20 protein-coding genes and 1 pseudogene are annotated in these 17,277 nt (G+C 72.8%); 8 read left to right on the top strand and 13 right to left on the bottom strand.

The window, feature by feature from the left end; translation table 11 throughout:
* Positions 1-36: 36 nt before the first annotated feature.
* Together ACZZY9_RS07685 and ACZZY9_RS07690 are read right to left on the bottom strand one after the other, a co-directional pair.
* Positions 37-1,344 carry a sensor histidine kinase gene (locus tag ACZZY9_RS07685; protein ID WP_463463651.1) on the bottom strand — a complete coding sequence of 436 codons (1,308 nt, stop codon included), beginning with the start codon at positions 1,342-1,344 and terminating at the stop codon, positions 37-39.
* Positions 1,341-1,994 carry a response regulator transcription factor gene (locus ACZZY9_RS07690; RefSeq protein ID WP_192061616.1) on the bottom strand — a complete coding sequence of 218 codons (654 nt, stop codon included), beginning with the start codon at positions 1,992-1,994 and terminating at the stop codon, positions 1,341-1,343. Before ACZZY9_RS07690 ends, ACZZY9_RS07685 begins: the two co-directional genes overlap by 4 nt.
* A gap of 197 nt (positions 1,995-2,191) precedes the next feature.
* Between ACZZY9_RS07690 and ACZZY9_RS07695 the strand changes: the two genes are divergently transcribed.
* From ACZZY9_RS07695 to ACZZY9_RS07720, 6 genes and pseudogenes are all read left to right on the top strand, one after another.
* Positions 2,192-2,761: a hypothetical protein gene (locus ACZZY9_RS07695; RefSeq protein WP_463463652.1), complete on the top strand. Its 570-nt coding sequence runs from the start codon at positions 2,192-2,194 to the stop codon at positions 2,759-2,761.
* Positions 2,758-3,858, top strand: coding sequence for a peptidoglycan-binding protein (locus tag ACZZY9_RS07700; protein WP_463463653.1), 1,101 nt, complete (start codon positions 2,758-2,760; stop codon positions 3,856-3,858). Before ACZZY9_RS07695 ends, ACZZY9_RS07700 begins: the two co-directional genes overlap by 4 nt.
* Before the next feature lie 152 nt (positions 3,859-4,010).
* Positions 4,011-4,286: pseudogene (locus tag ACZZY9_RS07705) on the top strand (ATP-binding cassette domain-containing protein); the annotation flags it as partial.
* A 91-nt stretch (positions 4,287-4,377) separates the two neighbouring features.
* Complete coding sequence (locus ACZZY9_RS07710) at positions 4,378-4,605, top strand: hypothetical protein (protein ID WP_463464650.1); 228 nt, start codon at positions 4,378-4,380, stop codon at positions 4,603-4,605.
* Positions 4,602-5,801 (top strand): ABC transporter permease, encoded by a 1,200-nt coding sequence (locus ACZZY9_RS07715; RefSeq protein WP_463464651.1) that lies wholly within the window; start codon positions 4,602-4,604, stop codon positions 5,799-5,801. Before ACZZY9_RS07710 ends, ACZZY9_RS07715 begins: the two co-directional genes overlap by 4 nt.
* Positions 5,802-5,946: 145 nt before the next feature.
* On the top strand, positions 5,947-6,744 hold the full coding sequence (locus ACZZY9_RS07720) for an isocitrate lyase/PEP mutase family protein (RefSeq protein ID WP_463463654.1): 798 nt from the start codon (positions 5,947-5,949) through the stop codon (positions 6,742-6,744).
* 127 nt (positions 6,745-6,871) lie between these two features.
* Here the strand turns inward: ACZZY9_RS07720 and ACZZY9_RS07725 are convergent, their stop codons facing one another.
* The 11 genes from ACZZY9_RS07725 to ACZZY9_RS07775 form a co-directional block, all read right to left on the bottom strand.
* The gene (locus ACZZY9_RS07725) at positions 6,872-8,014 is read right to left on the bottom strand and encodes a YihY/virulence factor BrkB family protein (protein WP_463463655.1); all 1,143 of its coding nucleotides are present in this window, start codon (positions 8,012-8,014) and stop codon (positions 6,872-6,874) included.
* A gap of 125 nt (positions 8,015-8,139) precedes the next feature.
* On the bottom strand, positions 8,140-8,529 hold the full coding sequence (locus ACZZY9_RS07730; RefSeq protein ID WP_463463656.1) for a DUF3618 domain-containing protein: 390 nt from the start codon (positions 8,527-8,529) through the stop codon (positions 8,140-8,142).
* Positions 8,510-8,938 carry a phage holin family protein gene (locus ACZZY9_RS07735; RefSeq protein ID WP_463463657.1) on the bottom strand — a complete coding sequence of 143 codons (429 nt, stop codon included), beginning with the start codon at positions 8,936-8,938 and terminating at the stop codon, positions 8,510-8,512. The genes ACZZY9_RS07730 and ACZZY9_RS07735 overlap by 20 nt, the downstream gene beginning before the upstream one ends.
* Entirely contained in the window at positions 8,931-9,335 is a 405-nt protein-coding gene (locus ACZZY9_RS07740) for a YtxH domain-containing protein (protein ID WP_463463658.1), read from the bottom strand. The genes ACZZY9_RS07735 and ACZZY9_RS07740 overlap by 8 nt, the downstream gene beginning before the upstream one ends.
* A gap of 79 nt (positions 9,336-9,414) precedes the next feature.
* A complete protein-coding gene (locus ACZZY9_RS07745) occupies positions 9,415-10,788 on the bottom strand; it encodes a glycosyltransferase 87 family protein (RefSeq protein ID WP_463463659.1) in 1,374 nt (457 codons plus the stop codon).
* 117 nt (positions 10,789-10,905) lie between these two features.
* Positions 10,906-11,883, bottom strand: a complete 978-nt coding sequence (locus ACZZY9_RS07750) for a prenyltransferase (protein WP_463463660.1) — start codon at positions 11,881-11,883, stop codon at positions 10,906-10,908.
* Positions 11,880-12,236, bottom strand: a complete 357-nt coding sequence (locus ACZZY9_RS07755) for a lycopene cyclase domain-containing protein (protein ID WP_463463661.1) — start codon at positions 12,234-12,236, stop codon at positions 11,880-11,882. The genes ACZZY9_RS07750 and ACZZY9_RS07755 overlap by 4 nt, the downstream gene beginning before the upstream one ends.
* Positions 12,233-12,574 (bottom strand): lycopene cyclase domain-containing protein, encoded by a 342-nt coding sequence (locus ACZZY9_RS07760; protein ID WP_463463662.1) that lies wholly within the window; start codon positions 12,572-12,574, stop codon positions 12,233-12,235. Before ACZZY9_RS07760 ends, ACZZY9_RS07755 begins: the two co-directional genes overlap by 4 nt.
* The gene (gene crtI / locus ACZZY9_RS07765) at positions 12,574-14,274 is read right to left on the bottom strand and encodes a phytoene desaturase family protein (protein WP_463463663.1); all 1,701 of its coding nucleotides are present in this window, start codon (positions 14,272-14,274) and stop codon (positions 12,574-12,576) included. The genes ACZZY9_RS07760 and crtI overlap by 1 nt, the downstream gene beginning before the upstream one ends.
* On the bottom strand, positions 14,271-15,164 hold the full coding sequence (locus ACZZY9_RS07770) for a phytoene/squalene synthase family protein (RefSeq protein WP_463463664.1): 894 nt from the start codon (positions 15,162-15,164) through the stop codon (positions 14,271-14,273). The genes crtI and ACZZY9_RS07770 overlap by 4 nt, the downstream gene beginning before the upstream one ends.
* The gene (locus ACZZY9_RS07775; protein WP_463463665.1) at positions 15,161-16,231 is read right to left on the bottom strand and encodes a polyprenyl synthetase family protein; all 1,071 of its coding nucleotides are present in this window, start codon (positions 16,229-16,231) and stop codon (positions 15,161-15,163) included. Before ACZZY9_RS07775 ends, ACZZY9_RS07770 begins: the two co-directional genes overlap by 4 nt.
* Before the next feature lie 19 nt (positions 16,232-16,250).
* Here ACZZY9_RS07775 and idi point away from each other — a divergent pair, with 19 nt between their 5' ends.
* Positions 16,251-16,826: an isopentenyl-diphosphate Delta-isomerase gene (gene idi / locus ACZZY9_RS07780; RefSeq protein WP_463463666.1), complete on the top strand. Its 576-nt coding sequence runs from the start codon at positions 16,251-16,253 to the stop codon at positions 16,824-16,826.
* Between the two features lie 170 nt (positions 16,827-16,996).
* Positions 16,997-17,197, top strand: a complete 201-nt coding sequence (locus ACZZY9_RS07785) for a hypothetical protein (protein ID WP_463463667.1) — start codon at positions 16,997-16,999, stop codon at positions 17,195-17,197.
* The last annotated feature ends 80 nt before the right edge of the window (positions 17,198-17,277 follow it).

A 17,277-nucleotide genomic window follows, 5' to 3' on the forward strand; every position in this document is an offset into this window, starting at 1 on the left:
ATCGGGCTCTGGAGGCGTCCCGGGGCACCGTCCGGGTCACCGCGACGGGCCGACCGCGACCTGCAGACCGCCGCCCTCGCGCGGCGCGACGTCGACCGCCCACCCGTGGGCTCGGGCGATCGAGGCGACGATCGCGAGACCGAGGCCGCTGTGCCGGGCGGGCGCCGCGCCTCCGGAGCCCGCAGCCACCGGTGCCGCCGTCGGAGCCGTCGTCGGAGCGACCCGCGTGAACGGCCGCGTCAGCGTGGCGGCGACCTCCGGGTCGACGACCGGCCCCGAGTTCTCGACGACGACGACCGCGTCGACCGAGTCGACCACGTCGTCCGAGCCGCTCACGCGCACCCACCCGCCGGGCTCGTTGTACTCGACGGCGTTGGCCACGAGGTTGCGGACCAGCTGCCCCACGAGCACCGCATCGCCCTCGACGGCACGGAACGAGCCGCGGTCGACGACCACGTGCACCGAGGAGGCGCGGGCCGCGTCGGCGACGCCCGTCACCACCTCGTCGACGACGTCCCCGACGGCCACCGGCTCGAGAGCCCCGGCGGCCAGCCCGCGATCGGCCGTCGCGAGGGCGAGCAGACTCTCGACGAGGTGCTCGCTGCGACGGTTGACCTCGAGCAGCTGATCGCGGATCACGGCGACCTGGTCGGGCGTGGGGTCGTCGAGGCCGATCTGCAGCGCGGCGCGCTGAACGGCCAACGGAGTCCGCAGCTCGTGCGACGCGTAGGCGACGAAGCGGCGCTGGGCCTCGAACGAGGCCTCGAGACGATCGAGCAGCCCGTCGATGGTCGACGCGACCCGCGAGAGCTCGTCGCTCGGGCCGGTCAGACCGATGCGCTCGTGCAGGGTGCTCGCCGTGATGCGCTGGGTCGCGGCGACGATGTCGTCGATCGGGCGGAGCAGGCGGCGACTCACGAACCACCCGGCCCCGGCCGCGATCACGGAGGCCGCCGCGACGCCGACCGTCGACCAGATGAGCTGCTGCCGCGCCACGATCGTCCCGACGACGCGAGCCGCGGTCAGGGTGTCGTCGCCCGACTCCGCGCTGCCGACGGGACGCTCGACGGCGATCGGCGAGCCCGGGGACGACGCCGACCCCGAGGACGACGGCGACCCCGGTGACGACGGGACGCCCTCGAGGCTGAGGGCGACGCCCTGCGACGTCGCGACGCCGACGGCGAGCAGCACGAGCGCGGCGAGGACGGCGAAGACGACCCCGAACGTGGTCGCCGTGCGGAGGCCGATGCTCCGCCGCCGTCGGTTCAACGACCCGAGACCGTCGGCCGCCGGAGTCGTCGGGGCCGCCGGGGGCGCCGGGGGCGCCGGGGGTGCCGGTCTCACAGCCGGTAGCCGCGACCGGGGACGGTGCGGATCGGATCAGGCTCGCCGAGCTTGCGGCGCAGCTTGCTGACGGTGACGCGCACGGCGTTCGTGAAGGGGTCGATGTTGGCGTCCCAGACCTTCTCGAGCAGCTCCTCCGCGCTGACGATGCGCCCGTCGGCCTGCAGCAGGACCTCGAGCACCATGAGCTCCTTCGTGGACAACCCCAGGTCGAGCCCCCTGCGGGTCGCGAGGTGGCGGTTGGTGTCGAGCTCGAGGTCGCCCGATCGGAGCACCGGCGGCGTCGCCGCCCCCGAGCGGCGTCCGAGCGCTCGCACCCGCGCCACGAGCTCGGGGTACTCGAACGGCTTCGCCAGGTAGTCGTCCGCGCCGAGCTCGAGCCCGCCGACGCGATCGTGCAGGTCGCCGGCCGCCGTGAGCATGAGGATGCGCGTCGCGTCGCCCCGCTCGGCGACCTGTCGTGCCACCACGTCGCCGTGGAGGCCCGGCAGGTCGCGGTCGAGCACGACCACGTCGTAGTCGTTGACCGCGAGCATCTCGTCGGCCTCGTCTCCGCGGTAGGACACGTCGACGGCCATCGCCTGCCGCGACAGCCCCGCGGCGACGAGGTCGGCCAGCGCCACCTCGTCGTCCACCACCAGGACTCGCATGGATCCCCTCCCGACGTAGTCCTCCGCCGCCGTCCAGGCGACGAGAATCATTCACATCATATTACGGACATCGCGTTTCGCCGACGTAACCGTCGAGGCCACGGCCCCGAGACACCGCCCTCGGTGAGATGGTCACCGATCTCCGCACGACGACCCGGTACGGAGCCGCCCATCATCACGCCAGAGAAAGGCACCCCATGACCTCCACCTCCCCCGCATCCGCGCCGTTCCGTGACCGCCGGTCCGCGCGTCGACGCACGTCCGCCCTCGGCACGCTCTCGGTCTGCGCCGTGCTGCTGCCGGCCCTGCTGGCCGGGTGCAGCACGGACGACGAAGCCACCTCCGCCGCCACGTCGGCGGGCGGCGGCACGAGCGCGTCGGCCCAGCTCGGACAGTGCCTCCGCGACGCCGGGTACGACGTCGACGATCCCGACCTCGACGAGGGCATGGTCGTGGCCGTCCCGAACGGGGCGGACGCCGACGAGTACGCGGCCGCGTTCGCCGAGTGCCGTGAGGGCCTGCCCGAGTCCGCGGGCGGCGGGGAGGCCGCCCAGGAGCCCTCCGCGGCCGAACTGGCCGAGTGGCAGGAGTCCCAGCTGAAGGTCGCCGAGTGCGTCCGCCAGGAGGGCTTCGAGGACTTCCCCGACCCGGTCGACGGCGCCTTCCCGCAGACGAGCTGGAGCACCACCAGCAGCACCCCCGAGCAGGACGCCTTCTTCGCCTGCAGCGAGCGGTTCGGCCCCTCCGCCGAGGGGTCGGGCGAATGAGCCCCGCCCGCCAGCCCGGCCGCCCCCCTGGCCACCGCCCGGCGCACCGCCGGGCCCTCGTCGGCGTCGTCGCGGGTGCGCTCTGCGTCGCGGCTCTGACGGGCTGCTCGCTCATCGAGGGCGGGGCCGGCGGCAGCGCTCCGTCGGCCTCGGCCGGCGGCGTCCAGCGCCCCACCGCCTCCGTCGTGCTCGGCGACCTCGTCGACGGCAAGCGCGTCCCCGCGACCCTCGGCTACGGCACCCCGGTGCCGCTGACGTCCGCCGGGACGGGCGTCGTCACCGGGCTCCCGGCCTTCGGCGAGGAGATCGGCCGCGACGGCGTCCTCTACTCGGTGGACGAGAGCCCGGTGCGGGCGATGCACGGGGACGTGCCGCTCTGGCGCCCCCTCGTGCAGGGTCTGCGCGGGGCCGACGTCACCCAGCTGAAAGAGAACCTGCGCGCACTCGGCTACGAGGTCTCGGACGGCGAGTGGTTCGACGCCTCGACGCGCGACGCCGTCACGCGCTGGCAGACGGACCGGGGGCGGACGCGCACCGGCGGCCTCGACGCGTCCGACATCGCCTTCGTCCCCGGCGACATCCGGGTCGCCGACCCGATCGGGCGGGTCGGCGACGAGGCGGGCTCGGCCGTCTACGGCTACACCCCGACCGCACTCGTGGTGACGGCCTCCGTCTCGCCTCCCGACCTCGCCCGGTTCCCCGGCGGCGGGCCCGTGGAGGTCCGCCTGCCCGACGGCACCACGGTGCCCGGCTCGGTCCAGGCCGTGGGCGAACCCTCAGGAGGCGCGGGTGACGACCCGGCGGCGGGTGGCGACGACGAGGTGGTCGTCACCGTCGGGCTCGACGGCGATCCACCCGAGGGGACGTCGACGTCGACCGCGGTCGACCTGGTGGTGGACGGCGAGCGCCGCGAGGGCGTGCTGAGCGTCCCCGTGACGGCCCTCCTCGCCGGAGACGACGGCTACGTCGTCGAGGTCGTGCGATCGGGCGGCGAGACCGAGCGCGTCCCCGTGACGACCGGTCTCTTCGCCCAGGGGCGGGCCGAGGTCTCGGGCGACGGGCTCGCCGAGGGCGACGAGGTCGTGGTGCCGTCGTGAGCGGGGTCGAGACCGTGGGCGGTCTCGTCGGGACGACCCGCGCCTCCTCGGAGGCGACGACGACCCCGACGGCCGCCGAGGCCGTGCTCGAGCTGCGCGGCGTGACGAAGGTCTACGGCGGGCTGGCCGCCCTCGGGGGCGTCGACCTGAGCGTGACCCGGGGCGAGTTCCTGGCGGTCGTCGGGCCGAGCGGCTCGGGCAAGTCGACCATGCTGAACGTCATGGGCACGCTCGACCGCCCGACGACCGGATCGGTCCGGGTGGCCGGTCACGAGGTCGGAGGGCTCGGAGACGACGCCCTGTCGAGACTCCGCGCCGAGCACATCGGCTTCGTCTTCCAGCATTTCCACCTCGCCTCGGGTGCGACGGCCACCGAGAACGTGGCCGACGGGCTGCTCTACGCCGGCGTCCCCCGCCGCGAGCGCATCGAGCGGGCCCGCGGCGCCCTCGACCGGGTCGGCCTGGGTCACCGCGTCGATCACCGCCCGCATCAGCTTCTCCGGCGGCGAGAAGCAGCGCGTGGCGATCGCCCGGGCCATCGTCGGCGAACCCGCGCTGCTGCTCGCCGACGAACCCACGGGCGCCCTCGACTCGGTGTCGGGCGCAGCCGTCCTGCGTCTGCTCGACGACCTGAACGCCGGCGGGACGACCGTCGTGGTCATCACGCACGACCTGTCGCTGGCGGCCACCCTGCCCCGCCGGGTGCGCATGCGCGACGGTCTGATCGAGGGCGAGGTGCTCCCGTGAGCAGGCGTCGACCCGGTCGGCTGTCGGCGCGCGACCTGGTCGGACTCGGCGTCTTCGGGCTACGGACCCGACCCGCGCGCGTCGTGCTGTCGGCGCTCGGCATCGCGATCGGCATCGCGGCGATGATCGCCGTCGTCGGGATCTCCTCGTCGAGCCAGGCGGCCCTCGCCCGGGTGCTCGACGGCCTCGGCACGAACCTGCTGCAGGTCACCCCCGGACGCGACGCCCTCGGCACGGACGTCCCCCTGCCCGAGGCCTCGCGGGACATGCTCGACCGCCGCCCGGACGTCGAGCAGGCGGCCGGCGTCGGCCGGGTGCCCGACCAGAGGGTCTACCGCAGCGATCGGATCCCCGCGGCGGCCTCGGGCGGCATCACGCTCGACGTGGCGCTCGGCGACCTCGAGGGGGTGCTGCGCAGCGGTATGTCGTCGGGCACCTGGTTCGGCGACGCCTCCGACGATCTGCCCCAGGTCGTGCTGGGGTCGACGGCCGCCGCCACGCTCGGTCTCGACCGGGTGCACCCGGGCAGCCGCGTCTGGATCGACGGCCGCTGGGTGGCGGTGGTCGGCGTGCTCGCGCCGCTGCCCCTCGCCCCCGACCTCGACAGCTCGGCCCTCGTGCCCGAGTCGACGGCCGCCGACGAGTTCGGCTGGGACGGCCGCCCCACCCGGTTGTTCGCCCGCGCCGATCCCGGGCAGGTCGCGGCCGTACGGGACGTCCTCGCCCGCACGGTCAACCCCGCCGAGCCGACGGCGGTCACCGTGAGCCGGCCGTCCGAGGCGCTCGCCGCCCAGCAGGCGTCCGAGGCGTCGTTCACCGGGCTGCTGCTCGGCATCGGCGGGGTGGCGCTGCTCGTCGGCGGCATCGGAGTGGCCAACACCATGGTCATCACGGTGCTCGAGCGCCGGGCGGAGGTCGGGGTGCGGCGAGCGCTCGGCGCACGCCGTCGGCACATCCGCGACCAGTTCCTGGTCGAGTCGCTGCTGCTCTCGCTGCTCGGCGGAGCCGTCGGCGTCGCTCTCGGGGCCGCGGTGACGGCCGTGTTCGCGCTCAGCCAGGGCTGGCCCGTCGTGGTGCCGGCGTGGGCGGCGGTCGGCGGCCTGGTGGCGACGGTCGTGATCGGCGGCGTCAGCGGCCTCTACCCCGCGTCGAGGGCGGCGCGCATCCCGCCCACGTCGGCGCTCGCGGCGGCCTGACCCGCGCCAGACCTCATCGAGGTGACCCGGATCGGGCCCTGCAGGCGCGACAGGGCCCCGTTCGCGTCACCTCGATGAGGTCCGGGCGCGCGTGGCACCGCGCGCGGGGCTGGTGCCGCACAGCGCGTGCTGGTTGGCTGGGGGCATGTCCATCTCCTCCACGGCCGAGAAGGCCGAACTGCTCCGCTCGCTGCACGTCCCCGGCGATCCGCTGATCGTGACGAACGTGTGGGACAGCATCACGGCCCGCATCGTCGCCGGCGCACCGGGCGTGCGCGCCCTGGCCACCGCCTCCCACTCCATCAGCGAGGCGCACGGCGTCGAGGACGGCGAGGGCCTCGACGTCGACGAGATGCTGGCCGCGGCACGCATCATCATCCGGTCCGTCGACCTGCCCGTGTCCGTCGACTTCGAGAAGGCCTACGCCTCGGACGCCGCCGGCACGCTCGACAACGTCTTCCGACTCATCGAGGAGGGCGCCGCCGGCCTCAACATCGAAGACAGCATCGGCCAGGCCAAGGCCCCGCTCTACGACATCGACACCCAGGTCTCGAAGGTCGCCGCCGCCCGCCAGGCCGGCGACCGCGCCGGGGTTCCCATCGTCATCAACGCCCGGGTCGACGCCCTGGCCGGCGACCCCGACAGCTTCGACGACGCCGTCACGCGCGCCAACGCGTACCTCGCCGCCGGGGCCGACTGCGCCTTCGTGCTCGGCCTCGGCACCGAAGACCTCGTCAAGGCCGCCCTCGACCGCATCGACGGCAAGATCAGCGTCATCTCGAACCCGTCGGCCGTGCCCCTGGCCCGTCTCGCCGAGCTCGGGGTCTCCCGCGTCAGCTTCGGCCCCACCACCATGGGCCTGACGCTGTCGCACCTGCGCGACGCCGCCACCACGCTCACCGCCCGCGGCGACTACCCCGGCGAGCTCGGCTTCTCGTTCTGAGCACGCCGCAACACCTCGAAACCCGCGCCGCACCCCGAAGAATCGGGGTGTAGCGCGGGTTTCGGGGTGTGACGCGCGGCCGGCGGCACGCGGCGCGCCGGCCGGCGGCGCGCGGCCGGCGCAGCGGTCAGCGCTTGCCGGCGTCGGGGTCCGGGTGGTCGTCCGACGGGGCCGAACCGCCCTCGCCGTCGGCCTCGGGCCGCTCCTCGCCCTGACGCGCCATCTCGGCGGCGGCGGCCTGGCGCAGGCGCATGCCCTCGAGCTCGTCCTTGGCGAGCGCGGCGGCCTTCTTCTCGGTCTGCGCCGTGTCGCGCGGCGGCAGCAGGATCTCGCTCTCGGCCTTCATGCCGGCCTGCAGCTGACGTCCGCGCTCGAGCTCGGCGTCGAACTCCGCGCCGAAGAGCAGCGCGTTGTTGGTGATCCAGAGCCAGAGCAGGAACACGATCACGGCGCCGAGCGAGCCGTAGGTCGCGTTGTAGTTCGAGAAGTTCGCGACGTAGAAGCCGAAGCCGACCGACGCGATCAGCCAGATGACCAGGGCGACGAGCGACCCGATGCTCATCCACTTGAACTTCGGCTGCTTGATGTTCGGGGCCCAGTAGTAGAGCACGGCCACGATCACGATGGCGATCACCGCGAGCACGGGCCACTTGACGATGTTCCAGACGAAGACCGCCGTCGAGCCGAGTCCGACCAGGTCGCCGACCGTCTGGGCGACCGGCCCGCTGAGCACCAGGATCAGCCCGGCCGCGACGATCAGCACGACCGTGAACGCGGTGACGCCGAGCATCGTCGGGCGCAGCTTCCAGATCGGGCGACCCTCGTCGATGCCGTAGATGCGGTTCATCGCGCGCCCGAACCCGCCGACGAACCCGGAGGCCGACCACAGCGCGCCGAGCACACCGACGATCAGGGCGACACCGGCCGCAGGCGACCCGGTCAGCTGCTCGATCGGACCCTCGAGCAGCTTCGCGACGTCGGGCGACCCCAGCTGCCGGATGATGTCGAGCACCGCGTCGGCCGTCGCCCCGGCCTGCCCGACGACCCCGAGCAGCGACACGATCGCCAGCAGGGCCGGGAAGATCGCGAGCACGGCGTAGTACGTCAGCCCTGCGGCGAGGTCGGTGCACTGGTCGCGGGTGAACTCGCGGAACGTCTTGCCGAGCACGTAACCCCACGAGGGCTTCGACACGTCGGTCAGCTCCTGCGGTTTGCGCTCGTCGTCCGCCGACGGCGCCTGCTGCTCGCGCTCGGTGCTCTTCTGGGCCATGGGGTGTCCTGTCGTGGAGATGCGGGTGGTGAGCCCAGGAGGCGCGGTGCCGGTCGCGAAGACCGCCACCGCGCCGAGGCGGTCGCTACCGGCCGGTCGCTGCCGGCCGGCCGGCGCCGAGGCGGTCAGCGCCGGGCGACCTTGACGACGCCGGCGACGATGGCAGCCAGCCCGGCGGCGCCTGCGGCGGCCGCCGCGACGACCGGCTTCGGGTCGTCGGCGTACCGCCGCTTGACGCTCGCCTTGAGGCGGCGGGCGTGCGCCGGCACGCTCAGCTTGTCTTCGATGGCGTCGAGCGTGGCCGCGAACTCCTCACGGGTGCGTGCGAGGTCCAGCTCGATCTCGGGGATGCTCGCGCCGGGGCGCGGGCCCTTCTCGTTCTCGGGGGCCGTCTCGTCGCGGGAGCCGCCGGACCTCTCGGCCCGCGCCTCCTCGGCCCTCGCCTCGGCGAGCTCGCGCTCGGGGTCGGGCTTCGGCTCGTTCTTCGCGGCCGGGTCAGTGCTGCGGGGAGTCATAGGTTCCCTGGCCCTTCAGAGCGGTGACGTCCGCCTTGACGCTGGCGACCGTCTTCTCGGGGGTCGGCGGCACGCCCTTCTTCAGCGCCTTGACGCCCAGCAGGGCGAGCACGCCGGTGATGATCAGCAGCACGGCGGCGACGATCAGGGCGGCCAGCCACGGGGCCACGACGGTCGCCAGCCCCAGCACGGCCGCGGTCAGCAGCACCGCGAGCAGGAAGAACCCGAAGAGCGCGGCGCCGACGAGCAGACCCGCACCGACCCCGACCTCCTTCAGCTTCGTCGAGAGCTCGGTCTTGGCGAGAGCGATCTCACCGCGGATGAGGCGCGAGATCAGCTCGGGCAGGCTGCCGAGCAGCGAACCGAGCGACTTCTTCGTGCTCTCCTGCGGGTTCTTGAGGTCAGTCACCGACGCTCACTCCCGGGAGCTTCGAGGTGCCGTTGTCGCGGTCGCCGGTGTCGGCGGCGCCCTTGTCGGAACCGGTCGCGGACGCGCCCTTCGAGCCCACCTCGTCGGCCTTGGCCTTCGCCTGGTCGGCGACTTTGTCGGCCTTCTTCGTGGCGGACTTGACGGTCGACTGGGCGGCGGAGGCGGCGTCGTTCGCGACGTCCTTCAGCTTGGATCCGACGACGGGGGCGTTGTCCTTGACGAAGTCCTCCGCCTGGTGGACCGTCTTCTGCACCGAGGGGTTCTCCCACAGGTCGCCGGCGCGGTCCTTGATCTTGATGTAAGCGCCACGGCCCGCGCGGGCTCCGAGGACGTACCCGACGGCCGCTCCTGCGACGAAGAGGATCTTGCCTTTCATGAGTGCTCCTAGTTGCTCGATGTCGTGCTCTGGACTCTCCACGCTGGCACGGCACGGCCCGGGAGGCCCAGATTCACCTCTATCGGACGGATCTCAGCCCGATGCCGACGGCCTCGGGCGTCAGAGGGCGCCCGGTGACGCCGACGGCCGCCAGCGCGGCGGCCACGACCCGCAGCACGCACCAGCCGAAGAGCACCACGATCAGCACGTTCCGGGCCGCGAGCACCACCACCGCGAACGGGTTCAGATCGAGGAGGGGCAGGTACAGGATCGGGAACACGAGCGTCGTCAGCCCGGCCGACCAGCCGATGAGCAGGGCCGGCACCCGGAACTGCTCGGGACGGAGCGCCAGCCCGACGGCGACGACCGGCGCGATCCACAGCACGTACTGCGGCGAGCCGACCTTGTTGAGGGCGACGAACGTGGTCGTCAGGGCGAGGGCGCCGAGCAGCACGACGCCGGTCTCGTCGACGGCCCGGGCACCGCGACGCGCACCGGGCAGCCCCAGGGCGGCCACGGCCACGAGCAGGGCCAGCGCGAACAGCACCCCGAACATCAGACCGGTGCTGCCGTTGATCAGCACCGAGGCGCCGGGCCCCATGACCTCGTTCGTCGCGAGCCCCACGTTCTCGTAGACGGAGGCGCCGGGCACCCCGAGCATCGCCATCCAGAGCCAGGGGGTCGCCATCGGCGCCTCGACCTGCAGGCCGCGGCTCGACTGCATCGTGACGAAGCTGTCGAGGTGCGAGGCGCCGCCGCCCACGACGACGAGCCCCACGATGGCCGCACTCGTCGCGACGCCCGCCCCGACGATGGAGCCCCGACGGCGCGACACCGCGACGGCGGCCGCGACGACCGCGGCAGGCCAGACCTTGATCCAGGTCGCGAGGGCGAGCAGCGCGCCGGCGACCCTCGGCCGGGTGGCGAGCATCAGCAGCCCGGCCACGACGAGCGGGGCGCTGAACCCCTCGAGCCGCAGGAACGCGACCGGGCTCAGCAGGAACAGGATGAGCAGCCACCACCAGGCGGCTGTGGCGTCGACGGTGCGTCGCCCGCGGTCGGTGAGCAGCCAGAGCGCCCCGGCGTTGACGGCGGTCATCAGCAGCAGCCAGACGAACTGGTAGAGCGACTCGCCCAGGATGTTCGACAGCACGATCGGCCCGAGCGCCCCCGCCGGGTAGACCCAGTCGAAGTCGAGCACCGGCCAGCGGCCGTCGGCGAGCGCACCGCTCGCCCACGAACGGTAGAGCGGGAGGTCGCCGGTGACGTCGCCGGTCAGCATCATCGGCGTGAGGGCGAGCATCACGGTGAGGTGCAGGCTGACGAACGCCCACCAGATCGCGTGCGGGTGCCGGCGGATGACCGCCCAGCGCTCGGCGACGCGGTGCCCCGTGTCGTTCCAGGCACGGGCCCGGCGGAGGGCGGCGGCGGATCGACTGAGGCGAGGACTCACGACGCGACCATAGGGGGCGTACCTATCACGGAGGTGAACATCGGGAGGCGCGTCGGTTCGTCCGCCGCCTCGGGCCACGGCCTCCTCGGGCCAGAGCCGTCTCGGGCCAGGGCCGTCTCAGGCCAGGGCGACCCACCAGATGAGCAGCATCGTCGTGACGAAGCCCGACAGGAAGTTCAGCGTCAGGAACCGCTTCCAGCCGCGGTTGACGCCCTCCGCGTCGGCGTCGGCCACGTTCCACCACGGGGCGCAGCTGATCGCGTAGACCACGGGGATGATCGCCGCGATCGGGCCGGGGAACTCGGTGAGGGTCATCAGCACCCCGGCGAGGAGGTACGCCACGACCGAGAACCGGACGGTCGCCTTCGCCCCGATCACCGTCGCGATCGACGCGATGCCGCCCTCGCGGTCGGCGAGGACGTCCTGGACGGCGCCGAACGCGTGACTGGCCATCCCCCAGAGGAAGAACGCGCCCAGCAGCGCGACGAGCTCCGGCGTGACGGTCGCGCCGGCGAGCGCGAGGCCGTAGACGGCGGGGCTGACGAAGTGCGTGCTCGACGTGATCGAGTCGACGAACGGGCGCTCCTTGAAGCGCAGTCCGGGCGCCGAGTAGGCGATGACGGCGAAGACGCTGATCGCCAGCACGAGCCAGCTCAGCGGGCTGCCGACGATCACCAGGAAGATCAGGAACGGCACGTTGGTGACGACGGCGGCCCACAGCGTCGTGCGGTGCAGCCCGCGATCGAGCAGCGCGCCCTCGACGCCGCCCTTGCGCGGGTTGCGGAGGTCGCTCTCGTAGTCGAAGACGTCGTTGATGCCGTACATCGCGAGGTTGTAGGGCACCAGGAAGTACAGGATGCCGACGATCGCGATCAGCCAGGGGACGGCGCCGAAGTCGAAGAAGCCCGTCGCCCCGCCCGACGACAGGACGGTGGCGACGGCGCTCGAGCCGTCCGAGTCGAGCGGCTCGTACGACCCGCCGTACGATACGGTGCCGCTCGCCGACGTCAGGATGAACGCCGCCGCGAACGGGAACGCCGTGTTGATCCAGCTGAGGGGCCGCGACGACCAGAACAGGGCGGTCAGCGTCTTCATGAGCGCGCCTCCTTCGGGGCCCGGCGTCCGCCGAGCAGGATCCACACCGACGGCAGCAGCACGAGCGCGGCCACCGAGTAGGCGAAGTCCTCGAGGGGGGCGATGCCGATCTTCACGCCGCTGATGCGGTCGGGCGCGTAGTCGACCAGGCCGACCCCGATCATGATGTTGTCGAAGACGGCGGTCATCAGCAGCAGCACGACCGTCGAGAGTCCGGCCGCGCGCACGCGGGCGACACGGGCGGCCGAGGAGGCGCGCTCGGCCCGACCGCGCCACCAGGCAGCCAGCACGGCGGCCCCCGCCACCACGGCCACGAGTGCGAGGAACACGGCGTTGATCGCCCAGTACGTCACGAGGCGCCGCCCTCTCGGCGGGAGGCGCGGCGATCGACGATCAACCGCGTGCCGGCGAGGAGGTTCATCGTCAGGTAGCAGAGCAGCGTCAGGAAGAAGACCTCTTCGAGCGGCAGCTCGGGGGCGATCTGGATGCCGGTCATGAACGACGTCTCGCCCCGGAAGAACACCCCGGTGTCGATGCCGACGATGTCCCAGATCAGGAAGAACACGACGCCGACCAGCAGCGTCACGAACGCCCTCGGGGCGTCACGCCAGAAGAACAGCGTGTACCGGCGGTCGAGCATCGCCATGCCGAAGATCGAGATGCAGAGGGCGACGAGGTAGAGCAGGCCCATCAGGCGGCGGACTCGGACCGGGGAGGCGCGCTCGAGGTCGACTCGCCCGGCTCGGGCAGCGGCTCGGTGCTGCGATCGCCGCGCAGGTTCTTCAGCAGGATCTCGGCGCTGATCAGGCACATCGGCAGACCGATGCCGGGTCGGACCGAGCCGCCGACGTAGAAGAGGTTCTCGACGTGCTCGGACGTGTTGCCGGCGCGGAACATCGCGCTCTGGTCGAGGGTGTGGGCCGGGCCGAGCATGCTGCCGCTCCAGGCGTTGACGTCGTCGACGAAGTCGCGGGGGCCGCGCGTCCGGCGCAGGACGACGCGGTCGGCGAGGTCGGAGACACCCGTCCAGCTCGCGATCTGCTCGATCACGAGGTCGGCGAGCCGCTCGATCAGCGTGTCGCCGTCGCCGTCGAGGTCGCCGCCGCCGAGCGCGGGGTCGGCGGGCAGCGGCACGAGCACGAAGAGATTCGTGTGACCCTCGGGCGCGGTCGACGGGTCGACGGTGCTCGGCTTGCAGACGTAGAGCGAGGGCGGGTCGGGGATGCGCTTGTCGGCCCCGAAGATGCGGTCGAAGTTCTCGTGCCAGTCGTTCGCGAACAGCAGCGTGTGGTGCTCGAGCTCGGGGATCTCGCCCTCGACGCCGAGGTACATCAGCAGGGCGCTCGGCCCCGGGTCGCGCTTCGTCCAGTAGTCGTCGTCGAAGGTTCGGAGCGACGGGGGCAGCATCGTGGTCTCGATGTGGTGCAGATCGGCGGCCCCGACCACCACGTCGGCCTCGAGGCGCTGCGCGGTGCCGTCGGCGTCGACGTACTCGACCCCGGTGGCGACGCCCCGCGAGCGAGCCCGGCCGGCACGACCCTCGCCGACGACGGGCTCGGCGGTCGTCACGCGCGTGACGGACGCCTCGGTCTCGATGCGCACCCCCGCCTCGCGGGCCACGCGCTCGATCGCGTCGATGACGGTGATCAGGCCGCCGCGGGGGTAGAGCACGCCGTCGTCGAGGTCGAGCGTGCTCATCAGGTGGTACATGCTCGGCGTGCGGAACGGCGACGAGCCGAGGAACACCGCGGGGTAGCCGAGGATCTGCCGCAGTCGGGGCTCCTTCACCGTGCGCGACGCGAACGTGTCGAGGTCTTGCAGCAGGAGGCGCGCGAGCTTCGGCAGACGGACGACGACGTCGCCGCGCAGCAGGGGCCCGACGCTCTCGAAGCTCGTGTAGAGGAACCTCTGCTTGGCCATCTCGTACGTGTCGCGGGCCGATCGCAGGTAGCTGCGCATGCGGTCGCCGCTGCCGGGCTCGATCGACTCGAACAGGGCGATGTTCTCCTCCAGACCGCGCGGCACGTCGATCGGCGCGTCGGCGGGACCGTCGCCGGTGGGCTCGAAGTAGACGCGGTAGCCGGGGTCGAGCTCGACGAGGTCGAGCTGCTCGGCCGACGACGTGCCCATCAGCCGGAAGAAGTGGTCGAACACCTCGGGCATCAGGTACCAGCTGGGGCCGAGGTCGAAGCGGAACCCGTCGTGGCTCCACGAGCCGGCGCGACCGCCGACGGCGTCGTTCTTCTCGAGCAGCACGACGTCGTGGCCCTCGCGGGCGAGCAGCGCCGCCGAGGCCAGACCGCTGATGCCGCCGCCGATCACGACGGCGCGCGAGCCGTGCCGCTCGACGGTGGTGTCTCCGGTGGCGCGGTCGAGCCAGGGTGTGCTCACGAGGTCCTCTCGGCGGGGCGGTCGGGGATGCGGGTGGTGCGGCCAGCGGCGGACGCCAGGGCGATGCGGACCTTGACCGGGTCGGGCACGCGCACGCGGGCGCGGATGAGCGAGGAGGCGGGGGTCGCCTCGAGACGACGGTTCAACTCGGCGAACAGGCCGTGCGCCAGGGCGACCGCGCGCCGCGACGTCGCGGGCAGCACGGGGATGATGTCGCCGGCGACCCGGAGGTCGTCGTCGATGTCGGCGACGAGGCGGGCCTTGGTGGCCTCGTCGAACGAGCCGACGTCGACCCCGGGGAAGTAGCTGCGGCCGAGCTGCTCGAAGTCGGCCGCGAGGTCGCGCAGGAAGTTCACCTTCTGGAAGGCCGCGCCGAGGCGCCGGGCGCCCTCGTCGAGCTCGGCGACGGTCGACGACGGGAACGCGTGCCCGAGGAGGAACGCGCGGAGGCACATCAGTCCGACGACCTCGGCCGAGCCGTGGACGTAGCGGTCGAACGACTCGGCGTCGTGCTCGCGGGCGCTGAGATCGGCGCGCATCGAGGCGAAGAACGGACGGGTCAGCTCGCTGCCGAAGCCGGCGGTCCGAGCAGTGCGGGCGAAGGCGTGCACGACGAGGTTCGCGCTGAATCCGGTCTCGATCGCGCGCTCGGTCTCGGCCTCGAACTCGTCGAGGCACCGCGCGGACGACTCGGGGTCGAGCCCCGCCTCGGCGGCCGGACCGTCGACGATCTCGTCGGCGACCCGCACCAGCGCGTAGACGTTCTCGACATGCTGACGGACCTCGGCCCCGAGGAGGCGCGAGGCCAGCCCGAACGACGTCGAGTAGCGACGGATCACCCCCGACGCGGTCTGGTCGGCGACGGTGTCGTACAGCGCGAGGCCGGTCATCGGACCCTCTCGAGGACGGTCGAGACGAGCGGGCTCAGGGCGTCTCGGAGGGCGTCGCCGATCGCGGGGCCCTCGAGCACGGCCAGCGCCCGTGCGGCGTGCTGCTCGACGAGCGTCTCGGCGAACGACCGGGCACCGCACGCCTCGAGCCTGCTGCGGACGTGCGCGGCCTCGTCGGGGGTCAGATCGGCCTTGCCGACGAAGGGCTGGATCGCGAACCACTGATCGGTCGTCGCGGCGTGCGCGATCAGCACGGTGCGCTTGCCCTCGCGGAGGTCGCCGAGCGTCGTCTTGCCCGTGCTCTCCTCGGTGCCGAAGACGCCGAGCAGGTCGTCGACCAGCTGATAGGCGACCCCGACCTCGCGGCCGAACTCGCCGACCGCGTCGACGACGTCGTCGCCGGCCCCGGCCAGGACTGCGCCGGCCTGCAGCGGGGCCTCGAACGAGTAGACCGCGGTCTTCGCGCGCTCCATGTTCAGGATCTCGTCGACCGTCGGCACGTCGTCCGACAGCGAGAGCTCGACATCGACCATCTCGCCGCCGGCGCTGACGAAGATGGCCTCGTCGAGGATGTCGAGGAGGCGCGCCTGGACCCCGCTCTCGCACCGCACCTGCATGAGGAGGCGGCTCGCACCGGTCAGCGCGAGGTCGCCTGCGATGACGGCGGCCGACATGCCCCGGTGCTCGGCTGCGGGCGTCGAGAGACCGGCGGTCGTCGCCGTGTCGCGGTAGCTGCCCGAGACGTTCGGGATGCCGCGCCGGGAGAAGTCGCGGTCGATGACGTCGTCGTGCACGATGAGTGCGGTGTGCAGCAGCTCGAAAGCCGCCCCGACACCCGCCACGGCGTCGTCGTCGCCACCGCCCAGGGCGTCGTAGGCCGTGAAGACCATGCGCGGGCGGAACCGCTTGCCGCCGGCGCTGTTGCGCTCGAGCACGGACCAGAGGTCGACGTAGCGCGAGCCGACCGACTCGGCCCGGCGTTTGGCCAGACTGAAGAAGCCGTCGAGGACGGCGTCGACACGCTCATGCCGCTCCCGCGTCCGTTCGCGAAGAAGTTCACCGTCCACGCCAGGCAGACTACCTCTCATGACATCCGAGAAACCCTCCTCAGCGGTCGAGCCCCACGAGATCGCTCCGGGGCCGCAGGCCGAGCTGGTCGTGCTGCTCGACGAGTCGGGCGAACCGGTCGGGACGACCGAGAAGGCGACCGTCCACACCGCCACCACTCCCCTGCACCTCGCCTTCAGCTGCCACGTCGTCGACGGCCTCGGCCGAGTGCTCGTGACCAGGCGCGCCCTGTCGAAGAAGACCTGGCCCGGTGTCTGGACGAACTCGTACTGCGGCCACCCGGCCCCCGGCGAGACGCCGGCCGACGCCGTCCGCCGCCGCGCCTCGCAGGAGCTCGGCATCGAGGTCAGCGACGTCGAGGTCATCCTCCCCGACTTCCGCTACATCGCCACCGACGCCTCGGGCGTCGTCGAGAACGAGATCTGCCCCGTGTTCACCGCCCGGGTGGTCGGCACGCCCGACCCGTCGCCCGACGAGGTCGCCGAGTGGGCCTGGGTCGATCCGACCGAGCTCCGCCGCGCCGTGGCCGCCGCGCCCTTCGCCTTCAGCCCGTGGCTCGGGTGGCAGCTGGAGGCCTGGCCCGCGACCGCGTGACGCTCGCCGGGTCGGCGACCCGCGCCTCCTCGGCTCGTCCGCTCCGGGGGGCGGCTCGTAGCAGCGTCGCCACGCCCTGACAACCCCTTTCAGCGCGGTCGGCGCCGTCTCTAGGTTGAGAGCGTCCCCGCGCGACCGCCGGGGGCTCTTCGACGGAGGGCGGACCGATAGTGACGAGCACCTATCGAAGCGATCCGGCCACCGAACCGGTCCGGATCGTCGGCTACTCGAAGCCCCGCACCCGCACGTCCGACGACGTGACAGAGCACCGTCGTCAGGACATCGCGGCCGGCCGACCCCGACGGGACGCCGACTCCGGCGTGCGGTACGTGGACTTCCTCGTCACGCGACGCGACGGCCGGACGGACTGAACGACGGACCGCCCCGCCGCTCGACGGATCGAGGGGCGGGGCGGGGCGGTCTGCGGTCGACCCGCTCGCGACCGGCGCAC

The organism is Frigoribacterium sp. AC394 (assembly GCF_979258095.1).

Excerpts from the sequence above, each read along its gene's own strand:
- ACZZY9_RS07725 (WP_463463655.1), bottom strand. The coding sequence starts at position 8,014 with ATGGCCCAGAAGAGCACCGAGCGCGAGCAGCAGGCGCCGTCGGCGGAC.
- ACZZY9_RS07770 (WP_463463664.1), bottom strand. The coding sequence starts at position 15,164 with ATGACCGGCCTCGCGCTGTACGACACCGTCGCCGACCAGACCGCGTCG.
- idi (WP_463463666.1), top strand. The coding sequence starts at position 16,251 with ATGACATCCGAGAAACCCTCCTCAGCGGTCGAGCCCCACGAGATCGCT.
- ACZZY9_RS07700 (WP_463463653.1), top strand. The coding sequence starts at position 2,758 with ATGAGCCCCGCCCGCCAGCCCGGCCGCCCCCCTGGCCACCGCCCGGCG.
- ACZZY9_RS07695 (WP_463463652.1), top strand. The coding sequence starts at position 2,192 with ATGACCTCCACCTCCCCCGCATCCGCGCCGTTCCGTGACCGCCGGTCC.
- ACZZY9_RS07720 (WP_463463654.1), top strand. The coding sequence starts at position 5,947 with ATGTCCATCTCCTCCACGGCCGAGAAGGCCGAACTGCTCCGCTCGCTG.
- ACZZY9_RS07740 (WP_463463658.1), bottom strand. The coding sequence starts at position 9,335 with ATGAAAGGCAAGATCCTCTTCGTCGCAGGAGCGGCCGTCGGGTACGTC.
- ACZZY9_RS07760 (WP_463463662.1), bottom strand. The coding sequence starts at position 12,574 with ATGGGCCTGCTCTACCTCGTCGCCCTCTGCATCTCGATCTTCGGCATG.
- ACZZY9_RS07690 (WP_192061616.1), bottom strand. The coding sequence starts at position 1,994 with ATGCGAGTCCTGGTGGTGGACGACGAGGTGGCGCTGGCCGACCTCGTC.
- ACZZY9_RS07730 (WP_463463656.1), bottom strand. The coding sequence starts at position 8,529 with ATGACTCCCCGCAGCACTGACCCGGCCGCGAAGAACGAGCCGAAGCCC.
- ACZZY9_RS07750 (WP_463463660.1), bottom strand. The coding sequence starts at position 11,883 with ATGAAGACGCTGACCGCCCTGTTCTGGTCGTCGCGGCCCCTCAGCTGG.